The organism is Bacillus cereus (genome assembly GCF_002567495.1).
Classification (GTDB): Bacteria; Bacillota; Bacilli; order Bacillales; family Bacillaceae_G; genus Bacillus_A; species Bacillus_A cereus_AQ.
Genome location: NZ_NVAP01000019.1, coordinates 126,094 through 150,085 on the forward strand (window position 1 = coordinate 126,094; position 23,992 = coordinate 150,085).

Sequence of the window (23,992 nt, forward strand, 5' to 3'; positions counted from 1 at the left end):
AAATGTAAATATGTTACTATTATATCAGTATTTATTCATTTACGGAAACGTAAGGGAGGTGTTTTTGGTGAGAGAACTCTTGGATGATATCCTTTCTTCTCGATTAATAAGTCTGGATAAAAATTCCCCAATAAATATTCAATGGTTTTTACATATTTGTAATTCTTTCTCCACTAAAGACGTAAGTGAGAAAGAATTAATTTCCTATCTACAGAGCAAAGGATATTTTATGTTCTTTAACCAAACACCAGAAGAAAAAGTAAAAGAGATTAAATATGTAGAGAAAGAAAGACCAGTTGTAGTAGGAAATAAAAGAGATGAACTAAAGAACAAGAGGAAACCTTTTAATCCCAATGAATTTTTAGATGAGGTTAAAAATAATATTGATTTAAGTATGTATACACATAGTGATAATGATTATTTGATTCAAAAGTATCGAGACACTAATGAATCTAAGTATTTAGATAGAATTATAGAAGTAAATATTAAATTGGTGCAGTCAATAGCTAAAAAATTTCTTAACTTAGGTCACATGCTAGAATTTGATGATTTAGTACAAATAGGAATAATAGGATTGTATAAGGCTGTTGAAAAATTTGATGAGAACTTAGGTTATAGTTTTTCTACCTATGCAACTTGGTGGATTAAACAAAGGATAAATAGAGAAATTATGGACCTTGGCTTTACAATTAGGTTGCCAGTACATTTACATGGACAATTAATTAGGTTAAAAAAATTACAAAAGCAATCAATTGAAAATCAGCGGAAAATTGATGGAATGTGGATCGCGGATCAAATGGGTATTAACAAAGAAAAATATAATGAATTATTAAAAATAGATTACTATTTTTATAGCTTAGCTTCATTAAATACACATGTGTCTCCAGACGGTGAGGAAACAGAATTATTGGAACTGATTAATCCTAATCCGGATTTGGGTTTTAATATACAATTACACTATTTTGAAGAACCTGATCAAGCATGTATAAGTATAGATACAGCAGAGTTATTGGATGAATTATTAGATTTATTAACCGATAAAGAAGCTGATATTTTAAGAAAACGTATGGGCTTTTATGAGGATAAACAGATGACGTTAGAAGAAATTGGGGTCGAATATAATTTAACGAGAGAGCGTATTCGACAAGTAGAAGCCAAGGCCTTAAGGAGATTAAAAATGATTATTGAGTTAAACAAATGGGATAAATATGATTTGATGTTATAAATGGTGTACAAAGTTAAAATTGAAAAAAGGCCATAAATAAAGTGGATTAATTCTGCATAGGACTTGATACAGGGGTGATTATAGAATTATTTATTATGTTTATTTAAGTAGTGATACATGCTATTATTCAAAATAAGTTTAATTGAAGTATTACTTATTAATGTCAAAATATATGGTAGTTACTAGAAAATCTGCTAGCTGTTAATCAATAAAAGTTATTTTATATTATGTATAAAAATAATTGAATGAATATTGAATATATTATATACTAGCACTAAGAAATTTTTCCTTTTTAATCATTCCTAAATAACCACAAACCTTTCGGGTTTACGATTCATTGCAAGGAAGTGTATAAAACATATACGCTAATTTGTAATACGAATGTATTCCTGAGAGGTTTTTTTGCGTTATAGGAATAGGACAAGTATTGAACTAACAGGGAAGTGATAGGATGTCTTAACTTTTTAAGAAATGTAGTAAGGAAGTAAGAATTTTGAATTTCAAAATACAAAAGAAGTTGAAAAAAGATGAGAGGAGCAGTTTCGTCTTTTTTATTTCGAAGGGAGAAGGACATGGGTAAGAAAATTATGGTTCAATCTGTAAAGTTGGTAAAAGACAGTAATCGTATTTATGATATTGAGAAAAAGAAAATCACTTGTCCAGCGGATGCTGTACGCTTTGCACAGATTATATTTGATATAGAATCAAGGCCAAATGAAATTTTTGGTGTGTTTAACTTAAATACCAAGAATGAAATTATTGGATGTAGCATTGTGTTCGAAGGAACTGTTGATTCATCGTTAGTCCATCCACGCGAGACGTTCCGCACAGCAATATTAAACAATGCATCTTCAATAGTATGTTTTCACAACCACCCTTCAGGCCATAGTATGGAATCTCAAGAAGATGTTGAAGTAACTAAGCGATTAAAAGAATGTGGAATTATTATTGGTATCCCTCTTCTAGATCATGTCATCATTGGAGATAATAGTTATGTAAGTTTATTGAAAAAGGGGATTATCTAATACAAAGCAATAAGCCAACTATTTTTAAGGGTGTGTATGGAGGAATAGGAAGATTCTAAAGCGTTTATTCGCATGGATCTTCTATTTTTATTTGTAAGAGTGATTTATAAATGAATTTGTAATATGTGATTCGTGGAAATGGATAGACTAAAAGGTTAGAAATATAGGATAAGAAAAAAAGGATCTATACCTAATAAACTAACAAGATAGCTCTAACTTAACGCGAGAAAAATTAGCTTAAAGGCTTTTGATATGAAGGAAAAAGAAGCAGCAAGCTGCTCAAGTGATAGAAAAGTAGTAGAAGAAAATCCAATAGCATTCAACGAGCAAACTTTGGAGTTAGTAAACCATTTGTGGTTGAAGGGAATAATGCGGGGATTGAAGATTTGAATGTAGAACTTGTTCTCAAAGCAATGGAAATAGCCTTAGAAAAGAATGCACCTAAGGTGAACGTAAACGTTTAGAACAAGTATTAGCTAAATATCGAAAAGAAGCTTAAGTCAAATAGAATTTTCTTCCCTAGAAGAGCTGTTCCATTGTTATACATAAGAAACCCTCTTGAATATCAGGGAGATAACAGTATATTCTCGTTTAGGTTCGAACCAGCGACCGCAACCTTATTAAGGTTGCGGTCTTGTTGATATATTAATCTTCTCTCTGTATTATAAATTCCCAAAACTTCTTTAATTCCTCTCGCTTTTGGGAAGAGGCACTTTTAATTGATATAAACCACTTCTCTAATTTTGTATTATGTGTTTCGGTACTATCTTTTGCAATGAATCTTTAGGAAAGAAACCGGGAAAGAAATCAAAAACTGACCGTGAAGTAATAGAAAGAATGAAAAATGAAAATCCACCAAGAATTAGGACAACACGTGCCGGTAAAATGCAATTTAAGGCAAGTGATGGAGTGTGGTATGATCTTAATAAATCAGATATGACTCATCTAACCGATGCTGTCTCGTGGTGGAATAGTATTGGTAGGCATTATGGAGCAAAGTCTAAGAAAGTTAGAAAATGGATGCTAGATTCTGTTAATTATGAATTGGATCATTTTAGTTTAAATAGATCAGCAGGTGCTAAATTAGGTGAGAGATATTTGCCACCAACTAAAAAATAATTGGAGGTAACGGGAATTGGAACTAGATGACAAAGTATACAATCAAATTGTACAACTGTGTGAAGAGGGAGATATGCTATTTGAAGTAGAACAATTTGATCAAGCACTGGAGAAATATTTAGTGGCTTTAGAAATGGTGCCAGTACCAAAGACAGATTGGGAAGCAAGTACTTGGTTATATACAGTAATAGGCGACACTTATCTTATTAAAGATGACTATGAAATGGCAAAAAGTAATTTTTATAATGCTTTAAACTGTCCAGACGGTATTTCGAATCCATTGATTTTGTTAAGACTTGGAGAAAGCTTGTTCGAATGTGGAGAACTTGAAAAAGCTAAGGAATATTTATTAAAAGCATACATGCTAGAGGGTTACAAGATATTTTTTGAAGAAGATCAAAAATATTTTGACTTGATTAAAGACATTATTTAAGGAGGAGCAATATGGCTATATTACAATCACCTATAAAAGAGAAATTTGAAAGTCTCGTTAATCAGAGTAATGATGAATTTGATAAAGGTAATCATAATGAGTCTATTATATTATTAGAAGAGGCTTGGAGTGTATTGCCTACTCCGAAAGGTATTTATAATGAAAGTTATGATTTAGTGAATGATATTATTGATACTTGTTTTATTGTAAAGGATTTTAAGAAAGCAAAAAAATGGTCAGATAAAATGTTTTTAACTGGATTTATGCGTATTGATACAGGTGAAAAAGAATTTATTTCAGGAAAAGTTGCGTATGAATTGGGTGATTTAGAAATAGCAAAAGAGTTTTTCAGCTTTGCTAACAAAAAATCGGAAGGAAGATGTTTTGAAAATGAGGATGTTAAGTATCTTAAATTCTTCAAAAGTTAAGAGTGTAGGATAGGTGATAGATAGCTAAACATTTTATGTATGACGAAGATGAAGAATAAATAATAGCAGAATAATTGAAATCTAGGCGTGAACCTTGGTTCACGTCTTTTTTGCGTTTTTTTCAGTTTCCCCGCTATAAAATCGACTTAGGGTCGGATTTAATAGTGTGAGAGACGAGAGTAGTAGCTGGCTATCTTTCTACCGGCGCTTCTTCCAAGATATACGAATGTGAAGTTTTGAAGCTTTTTTGAAATTAACGTTACGAAGCAATTCAGGAGTCGGATTTATACATAGAAAAAAGAATTCAATAACAATCGGGTGTTACTATGGAAAAATCAAAATCGTGAACTGTAAGTGACAGCGCTTCGCTAATACGTAAGAATGTGTATATAAGAGATTCATAATAACGTAATTTTGAAAATCGCTATAGCTTTGTTTATTTGGAGAATCAAGTAAATGTCGTAATTTATCAACTGTAAGTACACCAATCTCCTCTTGTGGTTCGTTTACATTTTTTATTTGCTTCATAGGATTACGCTCAATCAATTCATTATCAACTAAAAAGCAGAACATCACTCGTAATGTTTTTAGCCTTGTATTAATCGTTGAAGGGAGAGACCAATTGTTTTACAATCATCAGGTTTGTAAAACAATTGGTCTTCAAACTGTATTTTTTCGTTCTTCATAAATACTTTGTAATTGCGGATCACATCAGTCGTAATTGTATCTATCTTTCTGCTAAGACCTTTGTAATCGAGGAAATACGTAAGTATCGGAAGTTTTCTTTATACTGATGCAAAGTGCGTGTAGCTCGTCTTTCAGCTACCTTGGCATGATAGAATCTCTCGAACAAATCGTCAATCGTTTGTGTAGCGAATATTCGTCACTATGTCTTTACACGTGTTCCTTTATGTTTTGAAACTGTTCCTTCATTATTAAGTGTTATAGAAAAAACGAAATGGGAGGCGTATAACTAACCGTTGCAGCCGACCGCCACCCTGCGTCAAGTCAATGTTAAGTCAACGGAAAATAAAAACCGCATCAAACATTAATTTGACACGGTTTCTACAACTATGACCCCGGAGAGGCTCGAACTCAAAACCTCTATCCTGTCAATGTGGAGGTCTTTTTGATACATTAATCTTCTTTCTGTATTATAAATTCCCAAAACTTCCTTAATTCCTCTCGCTTTTGGGGAGAGGCACTTTTAATTGATGTAAACCATTTCTCTAATTCTGTATTATGTACTTCGGTACTATCTTTTGCAATGAATCCTATTTCTTCTAATAAGGATTTAGTACTTATATTCATGGCGTTTGCTATTTTTTCTATTACTAATAGTGTTGGTTCTACAGGTTTTCCTGTTCTGGAATCTACGCCTTTTTCAAGTTTGTCTATATAAGTATGACTAACATCGCATTTTTGAGCAAAATCGCGCAAGGATAGTTTATTTGTTAAACGATAATTTTTAATAATTTCACCAAGAGTTTTCTTCATATGTAATCCTCCTATTACAATTGTAAACAATAATTTACAAAAAGAAACTAAAATAGAGAAAAAATATGTAAAGCATTGTTGACGACTTAGTAAACCATGGTTTACAATTGTTTTGTAATCATATGAATACATAAGCGGAGAGGAGTAGATCAGTGAATAGGATAGCTGAATTACGGAAAGAAAAACTAATATCACAAGAAAAATTAGCGGAACAAGTTGGTTTATCGCGCACTTATATTTCTGAGATAGAGAATAATAAAAAACAACCAAACGTTAAGTTAGCTATAAAAATAGCAAAGGTTTTGGGAAAAAGCGTTGAATCTATTTTTGGGCCCACTTGTAAACTATAGTTTACAAGTGGGGTGAGTGAGAATTCAATTACCTTACATAGCAGCTACATCATAATCTAAACAATTTAATTAACGGTAAAAAATACGGAGAAGGGAAGTGTTCAATATGAACATGAAAACATTTGAAATGCGTGAAAAACGTTTAGCAGAACTACTAGGTGCAAAAGTACTATGGGAATTTATCAGTGCCGTCACAGAGGAAATTGAAAAGCAGGAATTAGAGTCTACACCAGGTTTGTTAGAAGATCTATTCATACATGTGAAAGAAACCATTCAAATTCAAAATATGAATCAACGCATAACAAAAGCCCCTGTAAAAACAGAGGCTGATGGTATAAATAAAGTTATATTATTTATGGAAGCATATGTAGAATTAATTAATCATAAATTTCTTATTTCTGAATTAGCTGCAGAGCTTTCATCTGTTCTAAAAGAATTAAATTGTTTTGTTCAATCATCTTTGCCACTGCTTCAAAGTGAGCTTGATTCTCAAGAACCTCAATCTGCTTCTCTTTAGGGAGTGATTGAAGTATTTCTTTTATTTCTTTACACTCATATATGTTATTCTCTGAGTCTTCAATTAATTTATTGCGTCGATTGGTGTATTCAAGTGCACCTAAAGTCGCTAATGCGCGAGGATCTAATCCTAGAATTTCCATGTATTCCTCTCCTTTCCTCTACAATAATTCGATAGGGGAAAGGAGATTCCTTTAATGATTTGGTAAAATTGTGAAAGGTGACACTTATGTTAACTTGAATATCTATTACTAACTTATTCTGTATAAAAAATAGCTGCACAAAAGTACAGCTAGTCTTCTTCACAAATTTATATGGCCTTGATGACGAATTGGGATTGAGGTATATATAGTAATTGAGCTGCTAAGGAAGTTGTTGTATTAGCAAATGGGTATGCTTCTTTATAAAGAAATTTACTATACACTATTTCATTCATTTCAAAGGTCGTATACAGTTTTTTAAGGATTTTTTGAGAAATTTTATTTGTACAAGCGGCAATAAAATCATAATCTCTTTTACTTATTTCTTGAATGGCATGAGAAAGAAGGGTAGTGACTATACCACTTCCCATCCAATCTGGATGACAAGCGCCCATATCTAGATAGACCAATTTTTCTTTATCTAAATGAGAAAACTCAATAGATTCTGTCTCTAATGTATCTAAAAGTTGAAAAATAGGTTCCATTTGCGGGCATAGTTCAATCGCTTTCTCTGTATCTATTAGTGGCTGAGTTACTTTTTTTGTTAAAAGAACGCCAACAATTTGAAAATTTTCTATTGCTACAAATGACATAGCTTGAGATACAGCTTGTTTCATCATTTCTTCACACATTTTGTGAAAAGGAGCAAAAGGAATTTGTAAACTGCTTACAAGAGGTTCATTATTTACAAAAGAATGTGCAAGTAAATGTGCTGCATCTTTCACGTGGTGTGTATCAAGTAGCTCTATATTCATATGTTTTTCCTCTTTCCTGATATAGTTAATAGTAATTAAAAGGATTAAAAATTTTATTTCATTTAGTTAAGTTTAACTATTAAAGCGCTAATAAAAATGGTTATTAAACATATGAATGAATCTGTTTAGTAGCAATCGAAATATGTTCATAAAGAAATGCTACGACCTCATCTATACATTCAACAGTTGTATATGGGGAGATAGAAAAGAATTTTAATGTAGAAATCGGATTTCTATCACAACTGTTTATTGCGTCTACTACACATGAACGAGTTGTATCGCCTAAAAATATTTGATCACGATTTTTTCCTAGATAATTAAATAGTTCTATATTTAACCGATTTGTATCCTCAATTTCTTCTTTTCTTGCAAGACCTATTCGTTCTTTTTCCCAATTTTCTTGGCCATCTCCATTCATATAGAACCGAAAAGTTGTAATTGGTCCATATGTAAAATCATTTGTGATTGCGACTTGAGGGAGAGCCTTGCGCAACTTCTCTCTAAATAATAGGTTTACACGAATATAATTTGCTAATATTTTTTGATATCCTTCAATTCCAAAGGCTAATAGATTGACATACATTGGAATAGCGCTACCAGATCGTGAACATTCTAAGGTATAGCCTGTATGATAACTTCCATATGACCTATTACCAAGATAAGGTGTATCATCTTGGTCAATGTCCATCAGTTGTAAATCAGTATGATTTTTTACGATTAAAATACTTGAAGCATAAGGTGTTTGTCCTAATTTATGAAAATCAAAACATACACTATCAGCAAGTGCCATGTATTGCATTTTATCTTGTACGTATAGTAAAGCATTTTTTAAGTTAGGTTCAAATGAAAGTGGATTTTCTTCGAAATTATAATTATTAAAGAAACTATAGAATCCACCCATTGCAGAATCCGCATGGATATAAATAGGTTTTAATTTATATTTTCTTTGTATTGCTTCAGCGCTCTCTTTAATTTTTTTTATATCATCAATGGTAAAAGTATCTGTTGACCCCATAGTAGCTAGAATATAAAGGGGGATACCACCATTATTAATAACTTGTATCATTTTTGCCTCTAAATCATCTATATCCATAGAATTTGAATAAGGATCAGTTTTCACTTTAATTAAGTGATTTGATCCAATGCCAGTTGCTTCAGCTGATTTTAATAAACTATAGTGTGCATTTTCAGAAGTAAAGCAATATACATTTTGTGGAGCACCATATTCTTTTGCTAATGGGAATTGTTTAGAAATTGCTAAACGTAAGCTCGAAAATACACAACCTTGTCCACCCCATGTTGTATAACCGCCGCTATTATGCGGATTATAACCAATCAGTTTTGAAAGCATGGATACAACTTTTACTTCTGCTTCTGCTGCCCCTGGGCCATAGACATCCCAAACACCATTACCATTTAAAAGTGCCATGGTTAGTATACCCAATAATGATGGAACACTTGGTAGTGGTACTGCGTTCGATAAATAGTATTTATTTGGATAAGGATGGCCATTCATAAATTGGTTTAGCTCTTCTATAACCTCAGACATAGTGATGCCAGCTAGTGGAATATGACTTTGGTGAATTAAGTCATTGTAGTATCCTTCTGATTTTTCCTCACATTTACCTAAAGTAGCTCGCTCTTCATTTTTTAATCGGTCAAGATTTTTAATTATTTTCTGCATAGATTCTAATAAAAGTTGTTGTTTTTCTTCATTTCCGTCAACGCTCGGAAATAATTTTAAAATATCTTGCATGCAGTCACTTCTCCTTGTGAAAAACTGGATTTTTATTTTACTTGGTTAAACATAAGGGTATAATAATTTGTAATTTCCCTTTTGAATACTTAGAAATGAGGAGCTATTTAGAAAAAAATGTAATTCCATAGAAGATTATATGAACTATGGAATTTAAAGTAAAGAAAAATTTTTTGATTTATTTTAAAAAAAGTAATTGTGAGATAATGAAGTTTCTCAAAATATTTCTGAATTAATTGTTTATTTGGTTTGCATGATACCCTAGCATGTATTCAACTAGTGTAGTAGATAATTTGATCTAATGTAGAACGTATTATAAGGTAGTTGAATAAAAGGGTTCAACTACCTTATAAACTGTATAAATTGTTGGGGAAAGATAAAAAAATAGAGTGGAAGTGCTAAAGATATGTTCTAGTGGAGAAGAAGTAGTATGGATTTGGTAGAAAAATCAGCATGATTTTTTATGGATTAATAATTATTCAATCAAAGTTTTTTTATGAATTCAATTTCATTATCTAATAATAATGGACGAATTAAGTGTGAAGAATTTTCTTCAACTTGGGTAGAATTTTTTGCACCAGGAATAGCAACTGAAACGGCTGGGTGACTTAAAACATAACGTAAAGCAACTTGTGCTAAACTTCGATTTGAACGTACAAGTGAACGTAATTTCTCTACTGTGTTTAAGCTATCTTTAAACCACTTTTCTTTTGGCCAATCTTTTCTTAAATCATCGTCTGGAAATTGAGTTTCATGATTAAATTTCCCAGTTAAAATTCCCATCTTAAGTGGACCTCTTATCACAGCACCTAAATTATGTTTTTCAATATAAGGAAGGATGTCTTTTTCAGGTTCTTTATTCAAAATACTATAATCGAATTGTACGACATCCAAATCATTATCCTGATTAAAATGTTTTATATAATCTAAATCATTAGTAGAAACGCCAACAGCTCTCACTTTGCCAGATTTTTTTAAGGTTTGGAAAGCTTGTAGAAAGGCTGCTGTTTCTTCGGGTTTATCCCACCAAATATGACAAAAGTACACATCTATATAATCCGTTTTAAGCCGCAGTAAACTAGCCTCAAACGCATCAATGATCTTTTGAGGATCTCCATAAACGGCTGGTTGATTGGGGTCATAATGATGACCAATTAAACCACCTTTTGTAGAAAGGATTATATCTTGCCTGCGATTATTTATAGCTTTTGCAACGAGTGTTTCACTATGACCTAGTCCATAAACGTCAGCAGTGTCAATAAAATTAACCCCTAAGTCGATTGCTTTCTCAATTGCATCAATGGATTCATTATCTTTTACTGTGCCCCATTCATCTCCACCAATTGCCCAAGAGCCGAATCCTATCTCAGAAACTATTAATCCTGTGTTACCTAATAATCTATATTCCATTATGTACGGACTCCTCCATTTCAGTTTATATTATTAGAAATATATATAGTCACCAGTTGGAATATTCTTGAATTTGTTTTCGGGGTGTAAATTAGAGTATATATTTTAATAAATATATATGAGATTACTTTATAAAAAGTAATTGGAATTATTAGTGAAATGGTTTTTTATGCTTAAATTGAATAAAAGTATGAACTTTCACGGTATAAATATGAATTTTATTCATCATTTTAATAACTATGCAATAAGCGAAATAAATGTTGAATTTAGTCGGAAAATATACATTTACAAATCGCAGAATGTGTACATATAGTTGTAATTGTAAATATTATCCGTTTTGAAATATTTATAAAAGGAGAAATTCATATGAAGGAAATACAAAAGCAATATGAAATTGTAGAAGAATTGGTTGCAACAGTAGGGCAAGAAGCATTATGGATAGCTCATCAAATGGAATTAGAAAATGGAATGAACAATGAAGCTAACATAATAAAGCTAAAAGGAAATCTTCAAATAGATACCCTTAAGAAAGCGCTTACTTTAATAGTGCAATCTCACCCGGCGCTACGTACATTATTTATTAAGAGGGACGAAAAAATTAAACAATTCATTCAAAAGAGTATAGACTTTGATATACCAATTAAGGATTTAACTGCTTTTAAAAACACAGAACAAAAATTTATTTTAAAAAAATTCTTAGGCTCTATAGTGAATGAGAAATTTAATTTAGAAGAAGGGCCTTTGTTTAAATTCCACATCATTAAATTTTGTGAAGATGAATTTATTTTACATATGATTTTTCATCACATTATTTATGATGGATGTAGTTTAGGAATTTTTATCCAACAATTGTCTCATACGTATTGTGAATTACTTCAAGAAAATACGGGTTTAGTATTAGAATCTCCTTATAAGAGCCTTGTAGAATTTGAGGAAGGTTTTATTGACAGTGCAATATATAGAGAAGGATCATCCTATTGGAAAGATTATTTACAAGGTGAATTACCTCCTACAGAGTTTCCTGCTACTATTAATAAAATGAATGAACCGATATATACGAACAAAAATATAAGCAAGAATATTGATGCCGATCTATTTTATCAAATACAATGTTTTGCTAAAAGAAATAACATAAGTGTCTATCGGGTTATGTTAAGTACTTATTGTACCTTACTTCATCAAATGACAAATGCTGAAGAGATAATTGTTGGTATTCCAATTAATACTAGACCACATACAGAAGAACGAAATACTTTTGGTTATTTTGTTAATACATTACCTATACGTATAACAATAGAAAAGGGAGAGACATTTAAGGGGATACTTAATAAAGTGAATAAATCTATTCATCTAGCTATTAAGTATAAGCATAATCATTATTCACATATAGTAAAAGATTTAAATATAGATATAAATAAAAATATAAATGATAATATGATATATTCCACAGCATTTAATACGGTAAGGGTACCTCAATTGAAAATTCCGGATATTGAGTCCGCAGTTTTAACAGATTGTAAAAGAGTAAATCCTTTTAGCATGACCTGGAGAATAATGAGATATGAAGGGGAAACAGGGAATAAAATTGAGGTTGACTATAACTCCGCCTTATATAAGCCAGAGAGTATTAATGATTTAGTTGAAAGATATATATATTTGTTACAAAAACTAATGAAGAATGTGAACGAGCCTATCCATTCATTGGATTTGCTTTTAGAGAAAGATCATCGTCTATACAAAGATATGAACTCAAATGCTCTTACATATCCTAATTCAAAAACACTAGATCAATTAATCGATCTACAAGCATTAAAATCGCCAAATCAAATAGCGATTTCAATGGGGGATAAATCTATTAGCTATTGTGAATTGCAGCAAAGGTCCAACAAAATTGCGAATTATTTACGTGAAAATGATATAAAAAAGGGACAACGTGTAAGTATTACTATGGAAAGAGAGATTGATACCATTGTATGGATTCTAGGTATCCTAAAATCAGGTGGAGTTTATGTACCAATTGATCCAAAGTTTCCTGAAAAAAGAATAGAATACATCTTAAAAGATAGCGAAAGTAAAATGATTATTACGAAGAAAGAATACAGGGATTTGGTTGAACGGTTTGCGATTCATACAATTTATCTAGAAGATTTTCATTACGCTAATTCTATAGAAAATATTGCGTCTACACACACCGTAGAAGATGCAGCTTATATTATCTACACGTCAGGTTCAACAGGTTTGCCAAAAGGAGTCGTTGTTCCACATAAAGGCGTAGTTAATTTATCATATTCAGTAATCAATACATTTCATTTAGGAAAAGAAGATGTGTTTTTACAATTTGCAACGATCATTTTTGACGCCTCCATTATGGAAATATTTCCGATTTTGCTATGTGGAGGAAGAATGCATTTAATTTCTGAAATCGAAAAACGTTCAGCAGAGGAATTTATAAATGTAAGTCAAAAGAATGGTATTACAAATGTGGTTTTACCAACTGCGTTTTTTAAATTAATAGCTGATATGCCAAAAGAAATGTTACTTAAATTAAATTCTGTAAAACGTTTATTTGTGGGAGGGGAAACCTTACCTGCTGAATCAGTTCGTAAATGGCAAAGTAAACTAGGGTTAAAGATTCCAGTTCTTAATGCATATGGTCCTACTGAAACTACTGTATGTGCAACCATGTATGAAGTAAATGGTGAGATGCAAAAAGAAATTTCTAATATTCCAATAGGTAAACCAATTGCTAATAGTGAAGTTTTCGTGGTAAGTCCGTTCAATACATTATGTCCGTCAGGTGTAGTAGGTGAGTTATTTATTGGCGGTGATGGAGTTGCCAACGGATATTTAAATCAAAAGGAAAAAACAGAAGAGTCGTTTATTTCTTTTGATGAATCCTATAATTATGATAAAAAGATGTATCGTACTGGGGATTTAGTCCGTCTTTTACCAAATGGAAATTTAGAATTTATCGGAAGGAAAGATAATCAAGTAAAAATACGTGGGTATCGAATTGAGCTTGATGAAATCGAAGGAACATTATTTAAACATCCAGAGGTGAGAGATGCTGTAGTATTCACTTATCAAAACGACAAAATCGTTAGTTTTTATTTATCTAAAGACAATACAGAACTAAAACAAGAGGCATTAAAAACATTCTTAAGTGAAAGTTTACCAGATTTTATGATGCCAAATTATATATTTCACCTTGAAAGTTTTCCTGTATCACCAAGCGGGAAACTAGATAGAAAAAAATTAGAATTACAAATCCCATATTTACTTGAAAACATGCAGAAGCAATATGTACCACCGATAAGTGAAACAGAAAAAAGGTTGGCAAAAACATGGGCAGAGATTTTAAATTTAGAGAAATATAGAATCGGCAGAGATGATGACTTTTTTAAACTTGGGGGACATTCATTAATTGCTGTGCAAGTGTTAAATCAAATTCAAAAAGAGTTTCATCTAAAAATTGAAATTAGAGATATTTTTGAGCATACAACTATTGCTAGTCTATCTGCTTACATCGATAAATTAATGGATGTAAATCATGATAGGGAAGAACAGAAGATACAAATATTAAAAGTTGCAGATCAGGAAAGTTATCAGTTATCAAGTGCTCAAAAAAGAATCTGGTTTTTAAATAAATATAACGCCATTAATAGAGTATATGATACACCGCTACACATATATATTGAGCCGAGTTTGAAAAAAAATATTTTACAAGACACCATAAGATTTTTAGTTGAACGACACGAGATGCTGAGAACAGTGTTTATTGAAAGAAATGGGGAGCCTAGACAAGTCATCTTAAACTCAATAGCGATTGACCTGATTCACGATGAGATTGAACACATGTCTAAAAAAGAACAACAAGAATATATACGTACAACAATAAATCAAACGGATCGTACTCCATTTGATTTAGAAAAGGGCCCTCTTTTTAGGATTAGGATTTTTAATCTGAATAAGAGAAAGTCTTATTTATATATCAATTTACATCACATTATTACAGATGAGTGGAGTGTAAGGAATTTATTAGATGAATTAATGAAGGTATATAGTGCCTTTGCTAAACGAAGAAATCCTGCGTTGCCAACTATTTCTAATCGATATGTAGATTATGTTGAGTGGGAACAGGAGCAGTTAAAATTAGGTCGGTGGGATACAGAAAAGTCTTATTGGATGGCCGAACTTGCAGCACCTCTTCCTATACTAAATCTTCCTTTAGATTTTAGTAAGAATCATCAAAGTACAAATAGAGGTACAGTATTTGAAATGAAGTTAGATAATAAAATGAAAGAGTCTTTGAAACAAGTATGTGAACAAGAGAATGTTTCGATGTATATGCTATTTTTGGCAGCATATATTCAATTGTTACATTATCTCACGGATCAAAAAGATATTATTGTAGGTACACCGGTGGTTGGAAGGAATCATCAAGAATTTGAACAAATACAAGGGTTTTTTGTAAATACCTTAGCGATTAGAACACAATTAAATGATGTGAAAAATTTAACACAGCTATTACAAGTAGTGAGAGAAAAATGTTTGAATTCTTTCCAAAACCAATCGTACCCATTTGATAAAGTAATTGAACAAATAAATCCTGATAGAAGCTTTGGAAATAACCCGATCTTTTCTACTATGTTTAGTTATCAGAAAGATATTCTGCAGCAACAGGATGCGTACAAGCTTCAATTGTTACCTAATAAACAAGATATTAGTAAGTTTGACATTTCTTTAGCTGTTGAAGAAGGATTGGATTATGTAGGGATTTCATTTGAGTATGATATTAATCTTTTCAAGGAAGAGTCAATTAATAGGTTTACTCAAAATTTACTTACTATACTGGATGCATTTATTCATCAACGAACAGTAGCGTATGAGAATCTTTCATTTCTATCACAGGAAGAAGAATCTCTATATAAAAAGGTAAATCATACAGAAAGACCATATCCTTATTTTCAAAATATACAAGAGCAATTCTATATGCAAGTAGATAGACAATCCAATCGGGTTGCTATAGCGACTGAAACGGAATCTTTAACATATAGACAATTAAATATGAGCTCTAATCAAGTAGCTCAACATTTACTCGAAAAAGGTATAAAAAGAGGTGATAAGGTAGCCATATTTTTAGATAGAAGTATGAATAGTATCATTTCTATGCTTGGAATATTAAAAGCCGGTGCTGCCTATATACCAATCGATGTAAAATATCCTGAGGATAGAATAAATTATATAGTTCGTGACAGTGAGGCATGTAGAATTATAACGAGTAACAAATACAAAAGTCATTTAAATTTAAGTGATTATAAGGTTTCAATAATAGAGGATATATATCGTACGACTATAAATGATGATGTGAAAATTTTAAATAAACCAGATGACTTGGCATATGTAATTTATACTTCAGGATCAACAGGAAAACCAAAAGGTACATTATTAACGCATAAAGGAGTATTAAATTTAGTTGAATGGAGAAATGAAGTATTTCAGATTTCCCAAAATGATAAAGTAACACAGTTTTATTCCCATGGTTTTGATTCTTCAGTATCAGAAATTTTTTCTACCTTGTTAAATGGGGCGGAACTAAATTTATTAAGTGATGAACAGCGCTATTCAACTGTCGCATATGCTCAAGCCATTCAAGAAACACAAGCAACTATTTCTGACTTACCAACAGTATTTTTCAATGAATTATCGACTTCATTAACTAAACTTGATAGCGAAAAGATATGTTCTTTAAGATTTATAATAATGGGAGGGGAAGCTGCATCAACAAATGCTATTAGAAGTTGGCAAAGTACTTTTAAAAACCAAGTACAGCTGGTAAATGAGTATGGCCCTACTGAAGCAACCGTTTCAGCAATGTATTATTTCATACCAGTTTTAGAAGGCGCAAATAATCTTTTAGGAAGCGTACCGATTGGTATACCAATTTCTAATACAAAGGTTCATATATTGAATTCATATATGCAACATTGTCCGGTAGGAGGCATAGGTGAATTATATATTGAAAGTTTAGGATTGGCCCAAGGGTATTGGAAGCAGGAAGAGAAAACAAAACGGGCATTTATTTCGAATTCATTTTCGGAAGATAAGAGTAAAAGATTATATCGAACAGGTGATTTAGCAAGATGGCTACCAAATGGAAATATAGAATTTATGGGAAGAAAAGATAAGCAGGTTAAAATTAGAGGGCACAGAATTGAATTAGGAGAAATAGAAGATGCAATGTTACAACTTGAGGGGATAAGTCAGGCTGTGGTAACACAAACGAAAGATGGAATGTTACTGCAAGCTTATTATAAAACAGTGGACGGTATAGGGATAGAGAAAAATAAGTTAGCAATACATTTATCAAATGTATTGCCAGAATATATGATCCCTAAATATTACTCTCATGTGTTAGAAATACCAATAACTGCGAATGGGAAAATTGATTTTGAAAAATTGCCAGAAATAGAGTTTGATAATGAACAAAAGGAAGCGTGTGTACTTAAGCCTCAAACTAAAGTGCAAAAAAATATTGCAAAAGTATGGTCCGAAGTTCTAAACATTAAATCTATAGGTTTAAAAGATGATTTCTTTAATTTGGGTGGACATTCTTTAAAAGTTATGCCGGCATTAGTCAAATTAAAACCGTTATACCCTAACTTGAAAATTCAAGATTTCTTTAAGTATAGAACAATAGAAAAATTAGCCTCTCATATTGAAGCGATGGAAGATATGTCGTTCAAGATAGAGAAAAATATGAATGTGGCATGTATGGAAAATGAAACGAAAATGACTCCTGTTTATGAAACAACTAAATTAGAAGAATGTGAGTTAGATATGGTGAATTATCCAAAGGCAGTTTTCCTTACAGGAGCAACAGGATATTTAGGAGCACATATTTTAGAACGGTTATTACAGTTACCATCTACGACTATTTACTGTTTAGTAAGAAAAAATGAGGATCAAGTAATTGGAGAAAAGTTAAAAGAAAGAATGGAGTTTTATTTCGGTAAAGAAATTCTCCAAAAGTTGAAGAAGAGAGTAGAATTAATTGAAGGAGATTTATCTTTGATGAATCTAGGTCTAGATTCAAAGCAATTGGACCATTTAAAGAATAAGGTAGAGTCAATCATACATTGTGGTGGAGAAGTTAGACACTATGGAGAACGTGAGCATTTTCAAAAGGTAAATGTTCAGTCTACAAAATACTTATTGGAATTAGCTAAGAACACAAATGCACGTTTTCATTATATATCGACTTTAAGTGTAGTAGGTCAGGCTAAAAGCGATCCAAAAGAATTTGAATTCTTTGAGTCAAATTTTGATAGAGGGCAAAATTTAGATAATCTGTACCTAGAAAGTAAGTTTCAAGGCGAGAAAATGGTCAGAGAAGCAATGGAAAAAGGAGTTCGTGCCACGATATACCGTGTGGGGAATTTAGTGGGTAACTCTAAAACGGGTAAATTTCAATACAATATTAATGAAAACGCATTTTATAGATTATTAAAAGGGATATGCCTATCTAGCATAGCGCCTGAAATCATTACGTATGTAGATTTAACGCCTGTAGACTATGGAAGTTTAGCTATTACTGAATTATCCTATAAGGCTAATACAGTAAATAAAACCATGCATATTTGTAATCCAATACAGCTAAAATGGGAACAATTTATTAATAGTTTACAAGCTTTTGGATACGATATCCTGTTAATGAAACAAGAGAAGTATATAGAGAAGTTTTTTAATACGAATTTAACTACTGATGAACAGAAAGCTTTAGAGCTCATAATGCCTTTATTAGAATCTGTAGAAGAGCTATCAGTAGCTATACCATCTTGTTTATACACGCAAGGATATTTGAAGAATATACATTGTTTAGAACCGAATCAAGAGTATATCAATTTGTTATTAAATTATGCTATGAGTATCGAGTTTTTACCAACCATTAAAGAACCAATATTGCTATAGAATATACCATCGATTTTGAACAGATTGGTTTATAAATATGAAGTTTTGAATATTTGTTTACTTTCTCTTATTATTTGGAAAAGTAAAAAGAACTTGTAGTTTTGTCTACAAGTTCTTTTCGATTAAAAGGTTTATACATTTAGTTGGTTGGATAATATTTCAATTCTTCATATTACTAACAGAAGAAATTAACCATGACAAATAATTCTTTTCAATAAGAGAAAAAATACAATTTTATATTAAGACCAAATCCATCGATCATCAGTTAATGCTTGAGAATCATTAACTTTTTCAATCTCATCTGTTATCGACCACTCATTACTTCTTTCAGCGTTCGCCATATGAACTTTAACCTTTTCACCTACATTAAATTTCTGCCCGTGTGTTAAATAAACTGTAACATTACGTTTACTTCCGTCATTTCCAGTATATTGAACAATTACATAATTATATTCTTCTATTCCAGATTTAAACTTATCTACTTTTGTAACATGTCCTATTTCATATTCGTATGCAAAAACATGTTTTAAATAACTTCCCTGGTGTAATGTATCAGTACCTTGAACCTTTTCAATTGACTCTGCAATCATATAGTCCGTAAAATTACGCATCATTGCACCAGTAGCTTTTATTTGATCACCAACTTTTACATTTGGTGTAGAGTTTAAATAGATACTAATAGGTTCTGAATACTTTGTTGACTCAACAGAGATAACATTATCAGTAACCTCAACTACACGCCCTTCAATTGTTGATAAATTTGACTCGATAGAAGCTGCACTTGCTTTTGTTACTTCTAATCCTGGTAGATTTGTGCCTGCAAGAGCTGCAATTCCTAATGCACCAGCTAAAATGATTTTTTTCATACCTTATAACATCTCCATTCCAATTGTATTTAAATGTGTAGTTAGGTTTAATTCGTAAATAACTTTCTTATATCACCCAACATGTAATCATTATAGTTACATTAAGAATGATTATCAACTACAATTGAAATGTAATTTTGCATAATAATAAATCTTGATTTAATAATTTATCATTCAAATTGAAGTAAATTCATCGGTAAGAGGGAATGAAGATAATAACTTTGATTATATTTTAGTAGCAGAAAAATATTAAAACTAGTAAATTTAAAGGCCATCCAAATGGGTGGTTTCTTGTTTTTTATGAAATATTTGCCCAAAGTAGAAACTCATACGAACTAGTAAGGTATAAGTGGGAAATGTAAATATGGAAGGTGTTTGAGGTAATTTTACATAAGAAAACAATATTTTTTTCATTATGAGAAAATGCACCATATGCAGGTTGATTACGTATCTAGGACTTCCATTTACATAGAAATCCTATTTTGAAAAAGAAGTGCAACTAGCAATGAAGGAAGTTAAATCAAATTCTCAAGATAAGGAAATAAGGGTACCTATGACAAATCCTAAATGGTCTAAGGAAGACGAATGGGCCAAAATGGCCCATAATGTAAATGGTGTGGAAATGCATTATGTTAAAAATACAAAAACTGGTGAATTTGATGATTTTAAATTTAAAGATAAAAAATAAGGGGCGTTTATTATGAAAGTAACTTGTTTGTACAACACTGGAGATTATCTAACAAAGGAAACCGAGGAAATATTTAACTTAGTTATTAAAAAGAAGTATATTGTTTATGGCATATGCAAGTTACAAAGTGGTGAGTTGACATATTTAATTTTAGGAGAACGTGAAAATATGCCATCATGGTATCCAGCAGAATTATTTAAAATATCCGATGCGTTACAACCTATAGAATGGTATTGTGGAGAACACAGACATGTCAAAGATACAACTATAGATTATATATATGGGGATATAAAGAGTTAGCCTTGGATGATACACATGCTCTTGGTTTAATAGAAAGAGAGAATAAAGATATGGAACTATTTTTAAAGCGTAAAGCTGAAATTGATGAATTTGAAGAATTGTAATAGTAAATGAATTGCTTAACTTATAAAAAGCGTAGAAATTAAAAATTTCTACGCTTTTTTGTACATAACATTTAGATAAACAGCTTGTTTTTTGAAAAAGTTGAAGATGGTATTTATATTGGCAAGAATATCTATTACAATGGATCCTATATAAAAAAAGTAGTTGCAAGTGCAACTACTTTTTTCACAAAAACATTATTATGCACATAACACCTTTAGCGTAGACTTGCGCTTAAGGGTACTTGGGAATAAACTATGAAATTGTTACCATAAGTACCGTGTCTTGAAAATGAGGAAGAAATTGAACCGTTCCAACTTTTATAGGTAGCCCCAGATGTATCTGTTCTTAGAAGTACATTTGAAAAGCTAGCTTGGCTAAAGGAGTTACGTCCAGTATCTTCAACCCCCTGAACCATTTTTACTGGCTCATATTGAGAAAATGAGCCATATACAGGCTGATTTGCATATCTAGGGTTTCCATTTACATACATAGTAACCGTACCATTTCCGTTATTAACTATTTTAAGATTTACTCGATCACCATCTTTAATTGACGCATCAAACTGTGTGTTCCAATACTTACTGTTTTGACCTGATTCATTATATCCTGAATTTAGAAATACTTTATATCCACTTGGTGTTTTGGAAATACCACCCTCAACTTTAGATGCTCCAATACCTAAATACCAATTCACATACCCATCTTTAACAACAACTGATTTTGGTAGATTTATATCAGCTGCAATCCCAGTATAGGTACTATTTGTAACACTTTTTACAGCACCTTCTGTAGCTGCAAAACTAGTAGTTGAAAACATTGATAGAGAAATTAGAAGTGAACCAACTAGATACATCATTTTTTTCTTACTTTTTCTTAATACTTGATTCATTTTAGATCCCCCATATTTTAAATTATTAAATTGTATGGAAAGTTGGCCAACTAACTACAACTTACAAACTAAAGATATATCAGGTTTCATTTAATGTATATATTTTCCTGTTAGAAGTCATCGAAACGTCAAATAGATTTGTTTTTTCGTATTTATCAATATAGGTGGAGTTGACAGATTAAAGTAGTATGTCTATTTAAATGTAAGAAGATTTTGTTAAAAATCCTATAAAAACCTATAAATGTATTGAGGATAATATGTACTATGATTCATTTAGGAGAGAAAAATATGGAATGAATATAGTGGGATCTATCAAAGAGTATATCTGAAATGTTTATAAATAGATTAAATTCAAAGGAAATAAATGAATCGTTTGTCTTAAGGAATTCATTGAAATAGTCCGTAGATGAAGGGAAATATATGATTTATAAGACATGGATTTCCTATATAAAAGAAGAAAGGGGATCCAGCTATGGGAATTACAAATACAAAATCAAAGTTAGATAATGCAGCTATTGAAGGGGCTATAGAGGCATTAAAAGGTGAAAATGAATGTTTACGTATGGAAATAGATTATTTAAAAAAGTTAAAGGTTTTAGTTGAAAAAGAGAAGGAATTCCAGAACAAGACAAAGCAAAAGTAATTTATCTTATGAAATTTGAAAGTATGGAACATATTAAGATAGTATTAGATAATTATCTAGGTCATTACAATCGCAAAAGAATCAAAGTACAGTTAAAAGGAATGAGTCCAGTACAATACCGGACTCACATTCAGATGGTCGCTTAATTTTTGTTTAACTCTTTGGGGCCAGTTCATCATAGGTGATTGAATAATGTTGGCTTGCTAAGATTAGTGATTGTTATTCTTTAACTGATCTTAAATTACGTTAGTTTAAGTATTGAGAGTAAAAGAATAGGAATAGAAAAATTAATGTTTTGCTAAATAATCTATTAAAGAAACTTAAAGGAATAACAAGTTCTCCTATTGTAAGGATTTTAAGTTTATCCTTATTTAGTCCTTTTATTAATTCTTTTAATGTTTGGAAGTTTATTTTATTAACGAAAGACCAACTTGGCACAGCTTTTGTATCTGAACATATTTTGAAAACGATATGAATACTATGTGCATGAAAACCGCTTATTATTAAAATAAGCATAAATCCTAAAATAATGAACCAAGTCATTTTTCAACACCTCCTTTGAGTATCTAATATTAAGATATTAAAACCGTTGAGAAAGTGTGCTGTTGTCCATGAAAAATATTGAGAATTTGTTGAGGGAATATTGAAAATGTTGCAATGCGATTGATTGTAGGAGAGTTTGAGTTAATAATGCTTGTCAGATTATATGCGTGAAAAAAGGAAATAGGAAAGAGAACAGTTGCGTAGACTGTTCTCTTAAGGAGCGGAAGTGCTGAACATTTTCAATGACAATGATTCAAGCCTTCCGTTAATAGTATGTGCATATATTTATCATTTTAGCCAAGAAGATTCCTTCCTCAAGGAGTGTGTGAAGGGCAACAGCCCAGGAGTAGGTGGGAGATGAATTGGCTTCGAACAAGGGATGGCAGGAAGCAATCTTAATTGTTCGACATATAGAAAGTGTTACTTTACTATCTATCGAATGTACGTTTGGTTTATAATAGTTATATACCGAAATGGAGGTGAATGAAATGATGATTAATAAAGCCTATAAGTTTCGTATCTATCCAAATCAAGCACAAGCAATTCTAATCAACAAAACGATTGGTTGTTCCCGCTTTGTATTCAATCATTTCCTATCCTTATGGGATCACGCATACAAAGAGACAGGGCAAGGCTTGACCTATGGTACATGCTCAGCCAAACTCCCTGCCATGAAGAAAGATTTTGTTTGGCTCAAAGAAGTGGATAGTATTGCGATTCAGTCGTCTGTTCGCAACCTTGCGGATGCTTATACGCGCTTTTTCAAAAAACAAAACAGCGCCCCGCGCTTTAAATCTAAGAAGAACAACGTACAATCTTATACCACAAAACAAACAAATGAAAATATTGCCGTTGTAGGGAATAAAATAAAGTTGCCGAAACTAGGCCTTGTTCGATGTGCCAAAAGTCGTGAAGTAGAGGGACGTATTGTAAGTGCTACTGTTAGACGAAGCCCTTCTGGCAGATATTTTGTGTCACTATTAGTTGAAACAGAAGTACAAGAACTTCCGAAAACACATTCTTACATTGGAATAGATGTAGGACTAAAAGATTTCGCTATTTTGTCAGATGGAAAACCCTATAAAAATCCGAAGTTTTTCCGATCATTAGAAGATAAGTTGGCGAAAGCACAGCGTGTTCTTTCTAGAAGAATGAAAGGATCTTCTCGGTGGAATAAACAACGAGTCAAGGTAGCTAGAATTCATGAATACATATCAAATGCTAGAAAAGATTACTTGGACAAAATCTCAACCGAAATCATCAAAAACCACGA

General features: G+C 31.6%; 20 protein-coding genes and 3 pseudogenes. 14 read left to right on the forward strand and 9 right to left on the reverse strand.

The window, feature by feature from the left end:
• Positions 1-67 precede the first annotated feature (67 nt).
• The 3 genes and pseudogenes from COK05_RS09050 to COK05_RS31670 form a co-directional block, all read left to right on the forward strand.
• Positions 68-1,225 carry a sigma-70 family RNA polymerase sigma factor gene (locus COK05_RS09050; RefSeq protein ID WP_176539430.1) on the forward strand — a complete coding sequence of 386 codons (1,158 nt, stop codon included), beginning with the start codon at positions 68-70 and terminating at the stop codon, positions 1,223-1,225.
• A gap of 572 nt (positions 1,226-1,797) precedes the next feature.
• The gene (locus tag COK05_RS09055; RefSeq protein WP_000516687.1) at positions 1,798-2,250 is read left to right on the forward strand and encodes a JAB domain-containing protein; all 453 of its coding nucleotides are present in this window, start codon (positions 1,798-1,800) and stop codon (positions 2,248-2,250) included.
• Between the two features lie 258 nt (positions 2,251-2,508).
• Positions 2,509-2,702: pseudogene (locus COK05_RS31670) on the forward strand (DnaD domain-containing protein); the annotation flags it as partial.
• Between the two features lie 193 nt (positions 2,703-2,895).
• Here the strand turns inward: COK05_RS31670 and COK05_RS31675 are convergent.
• Positions 2,896-3,030 (reverse strand): annotated as a pseudogene (locus COK05_RS31675) (helix-turn-helix domain-containing protein); the annotation flags it as partial.
• A gap of 57 nt (positions 3,031-3,087) precedes the next feature.
• On the opposite strand from COK05_RS31675, the gene COK05_RS09070 reads away from it, so the two are divergent.
• The 3 genes from COK05_RS09070 to COK05_RS09080 are packed head-to-tail and all read left to right on the forward strand — an operon-like array spanning position 3,088 to position 4,230.
• Positions 3,088-3,369: a GH-E family nuclease gene (locus COK05_RS09070; protein ID WP_098612312.1), complete on the forward strand. Its 282-nt coding sequence runs from the start codon at positions 3,088-3,090 to the stop codon at positions 3,367-3,369.
• Positions 3,370-3,385: 16 nt separating this feature from the next.
• Positions 3,386-3,802 carry a tetratricopeptide repeat protein gene (locus COK05_RS09075; protein WP_098612313.1) on the forward strand — a complete coding sequence of 139 codons (417 nt, stop codon included), beginning with the start codon at positions 3,386-3,388 and terminating at the stop codon, positions 3,800-3,802.
• 11 nt (positions 3,803-3,813) lie between these two features.
• Positions 3,814-4,230, forward strand: coding sequence for a hypothetical protein (locus COK05_RS09080; RefSeq protein ID WP_098612314.1), 417 nt, complete (start codon positions 3,814-3,816; stop codon positions 4,228-4,230).
• 324 nt (positions 4,231-4,554) lie between these two features.
• Here COK05_RS09080 and COK05_RS31680 read toward each other — a convergent pair whose 3' ends face one another.
• Positions 4,555-4,758 carry a hypothetical protein gene (locus COK05_RS31680; protein WP_255290318.1) on the reverse strand — a complete coding sequence of 68 codons (204 nt, stop codon included), beginning with the start codon at positions 4,756-4,758 and terminating at the stop codon, positions 4,555-4,557.
• 609 nt (positions 4,759-5,367) lie between these two features.
• Positions 5,368-5,727: a helix-turn-helix domain-containing protein gene (locus COK05_RS09090; RefSeq protein WP_098612315.1), complete on the reverse strand. Its 360-nt coding sequence runs from the start codon at positions 5,725-5,727 to the stop codon at positions 5,368-5,370.
• Between the two features lie 152 nt (positions 5,728-5,879).
• On the opposite strand from COK05_RS09090, the gene COK05_RS09095 reads away from it, so the two are divergent.
• Positions 5,880-6,077 (forward strand): helix-turn-helix transcriptional regulator, encoded by a 198-nt coding sequence (locus COK05_RS09095; RefSeq protein WP_016136230.1) that lies wholly within the window; start codon positions 5,880-5,882, stop codon positions 6,075-6,077.
• A gap of 106 nt (positions 6,078-6,183) precedes the next feature.
• On the forward strand, positions 6,184-6,594 hold the full coding sequence (locus COK05_RS09100; RefSeq protein ID WP_098612316.1) for a hypothetical protein: 411 nt from the start codon (positions 6,184-6,186) through the stop codon (positions 6,592-6,594).
• A 309-nt stretch (positions 6,595-6,903) separates the two neighbouring features.
• On the opposite strand, the gene COK05_RS09110 is transcribed toward COK05_RS09100, so the two are convergent.
• The 3 genes from COK05_RS09110 to COK05_RS09120 form a co-directional block, all read right to left on the reverse strand.
• Entirely contained in the window at positions 6,904-7,548 is a 645-nt protein-coding gene (locus tag COK05_RS09110) for a hypothetical protein (protein WP_098612317.1), read from the reverse strand.
• 103 nt (positions 7,549-7,651) lie between these two features.
• Positions 7,652-9,304, reverse strand: a complete 1,653-nt coding sequence (locus COK05_RS09115; RefSeq protein ID WP_098612318.1) for a pyridoxal phosphate-dependent decarboxylase family protein — start codon at positions 9,302-9,304, stop codon at positions 7,652-7,654.
• Positions 9,305-9,787: 483 nt separating this feature from the next.
• Entirely contained in the window at positions 9,788-10,714 is a 927-nt protein-coding gene (locus tag COK05_RS09120) for an aldo/keto reductase (RefSeq protein ID WP_098612319.1), read from the reverse strand.
• A 366-nt stretch (positions 10,715-11,080) separates the two neighbouring features.
• On the opposite strand from COK05_RS09120, the gene COK05_RS09125 reads away from it, so the two are divergent.
• A complete protein-coding gene (locus COK05_RS09125; protein ID WP_098612320.1) occupies positions 11,081-18,685 on the forward strand; it encodes a non-ribosomal peptide synthetase in 7,605 nt (2,534 codons plus the stop codon).
• 239 nt (positions 18,686-18,924) lie between these two features.
• Here COK05_RS09125 and COK05_RS09130 read toward each other — a convergent pair whose 3' ends face one another.
• On the reverse strand, positions 18,925-19,551 hold the full coding sequence (locus tag COK05_RS09130) for a F0F1 ATP synthase subunit alpha (RefSeq protein ID WP_000720470.1): 627 nt from the start codon (positions 19,549-19,551) through the stop codon (positions 18,925-18,927).
• Positions 19,552-20,056: 505 nt separating this feature from the next.
• Here COK05_RS09130 and COK05_RS09135 point away from each other — a divergent pair.
• Both COK05_RS09135 and COK05_RS09140 read left to right on the forward strand, forming a co-directional pair.
• Positions 20,057-20,239 carry a mafB gene (locus COK05_RS09135; RefSeq protein ID WP_176539431.1) on the forward strand — a complete coding sequence of 61 codons (183 nt, stop codon included), beginning with the start codon at positions 20,057-20,059 and terminating at the stop codon, positions 20,237-20,239.
• A 12-nt stretch (positions 20,240-20,251) separates the two neighbouring features.
• A pseudogene (locus COK05_RS09140) lies at positions 20,252-20,643 on the forward strand (hypothetical protein).
• A 215-nt stretch (positions 20,644-20,858) separates the two neighbouring features.
• Here the strand turns inward: COK05_RS09140 and COK05_RS09145 are convergent.
• The gene (locus COK05_RS09145) at positions 20,859-21,533 is read right to left on the reverse strand and encodes a hypothetical protein (RefSeq protein WP_098612321.1); all 675 of its coding nucleotides are present in this window, start codon (positions 21,531-21,533) and stop codon (positions 20,859-20,861) included.
• A 472-nt stretch (positions 21,534-22,005) separates the two neighbouring features.
• On the opposite strand from COK05_RS09145, the gene COK05_RS31295 reads away from it, so the two are divergent.
• Positions 22,006-22,176, forward strand: a complete 171-nt coding sequence (locus COK05_RS31295; RefSeq protein WP_167754534.1) for a hypothetical protein — start codon at positions 22,006-22,008, stop codon at positions 22,174-22,176.
• Between the two features lie 23 nt (positions 22,177-22,199).
• Positions 22,200-22,322: an IS3 family transposase gene (locus COK05_RS09150; protein WP_170966131.1), complete on the forward strand. Its 123-nt coding sequence runs from the start codon at positions 22,200-22,202 to the stop codon at positions 22,320-22,322.
• A gap of 100 nt (positions 22,323-22,422) precedes the next feature.
• Here COK05_RS09150 and COK05_RS09155 read toward each other — a convergent pair whose 3' ends face one another.
• Complete coding sequence (locus COK05_RS09155) at positions 22,423-22,719, reverse strand: hypothetical protein (RefSeq protein ID WP_098612322.1); 297 nt, start codon at positions 22,717-22,719, stop codon at positions 22,423-22,425.
• A 488-nt stretch (positions 22,720-23,207) separates the two neighbouring features.
• Here COK05_RS09155 and COK05_RS09160 point away from each other — a divergent pair.
• Positions 23,208-23,992: RNA-guided endonuclease TnpB family protein (locus tag COK05_RS09160; RefSeq protein WP_098612323.1), on the forward strand; the 785-nt coding region annotated here is incomplete at its 3' end.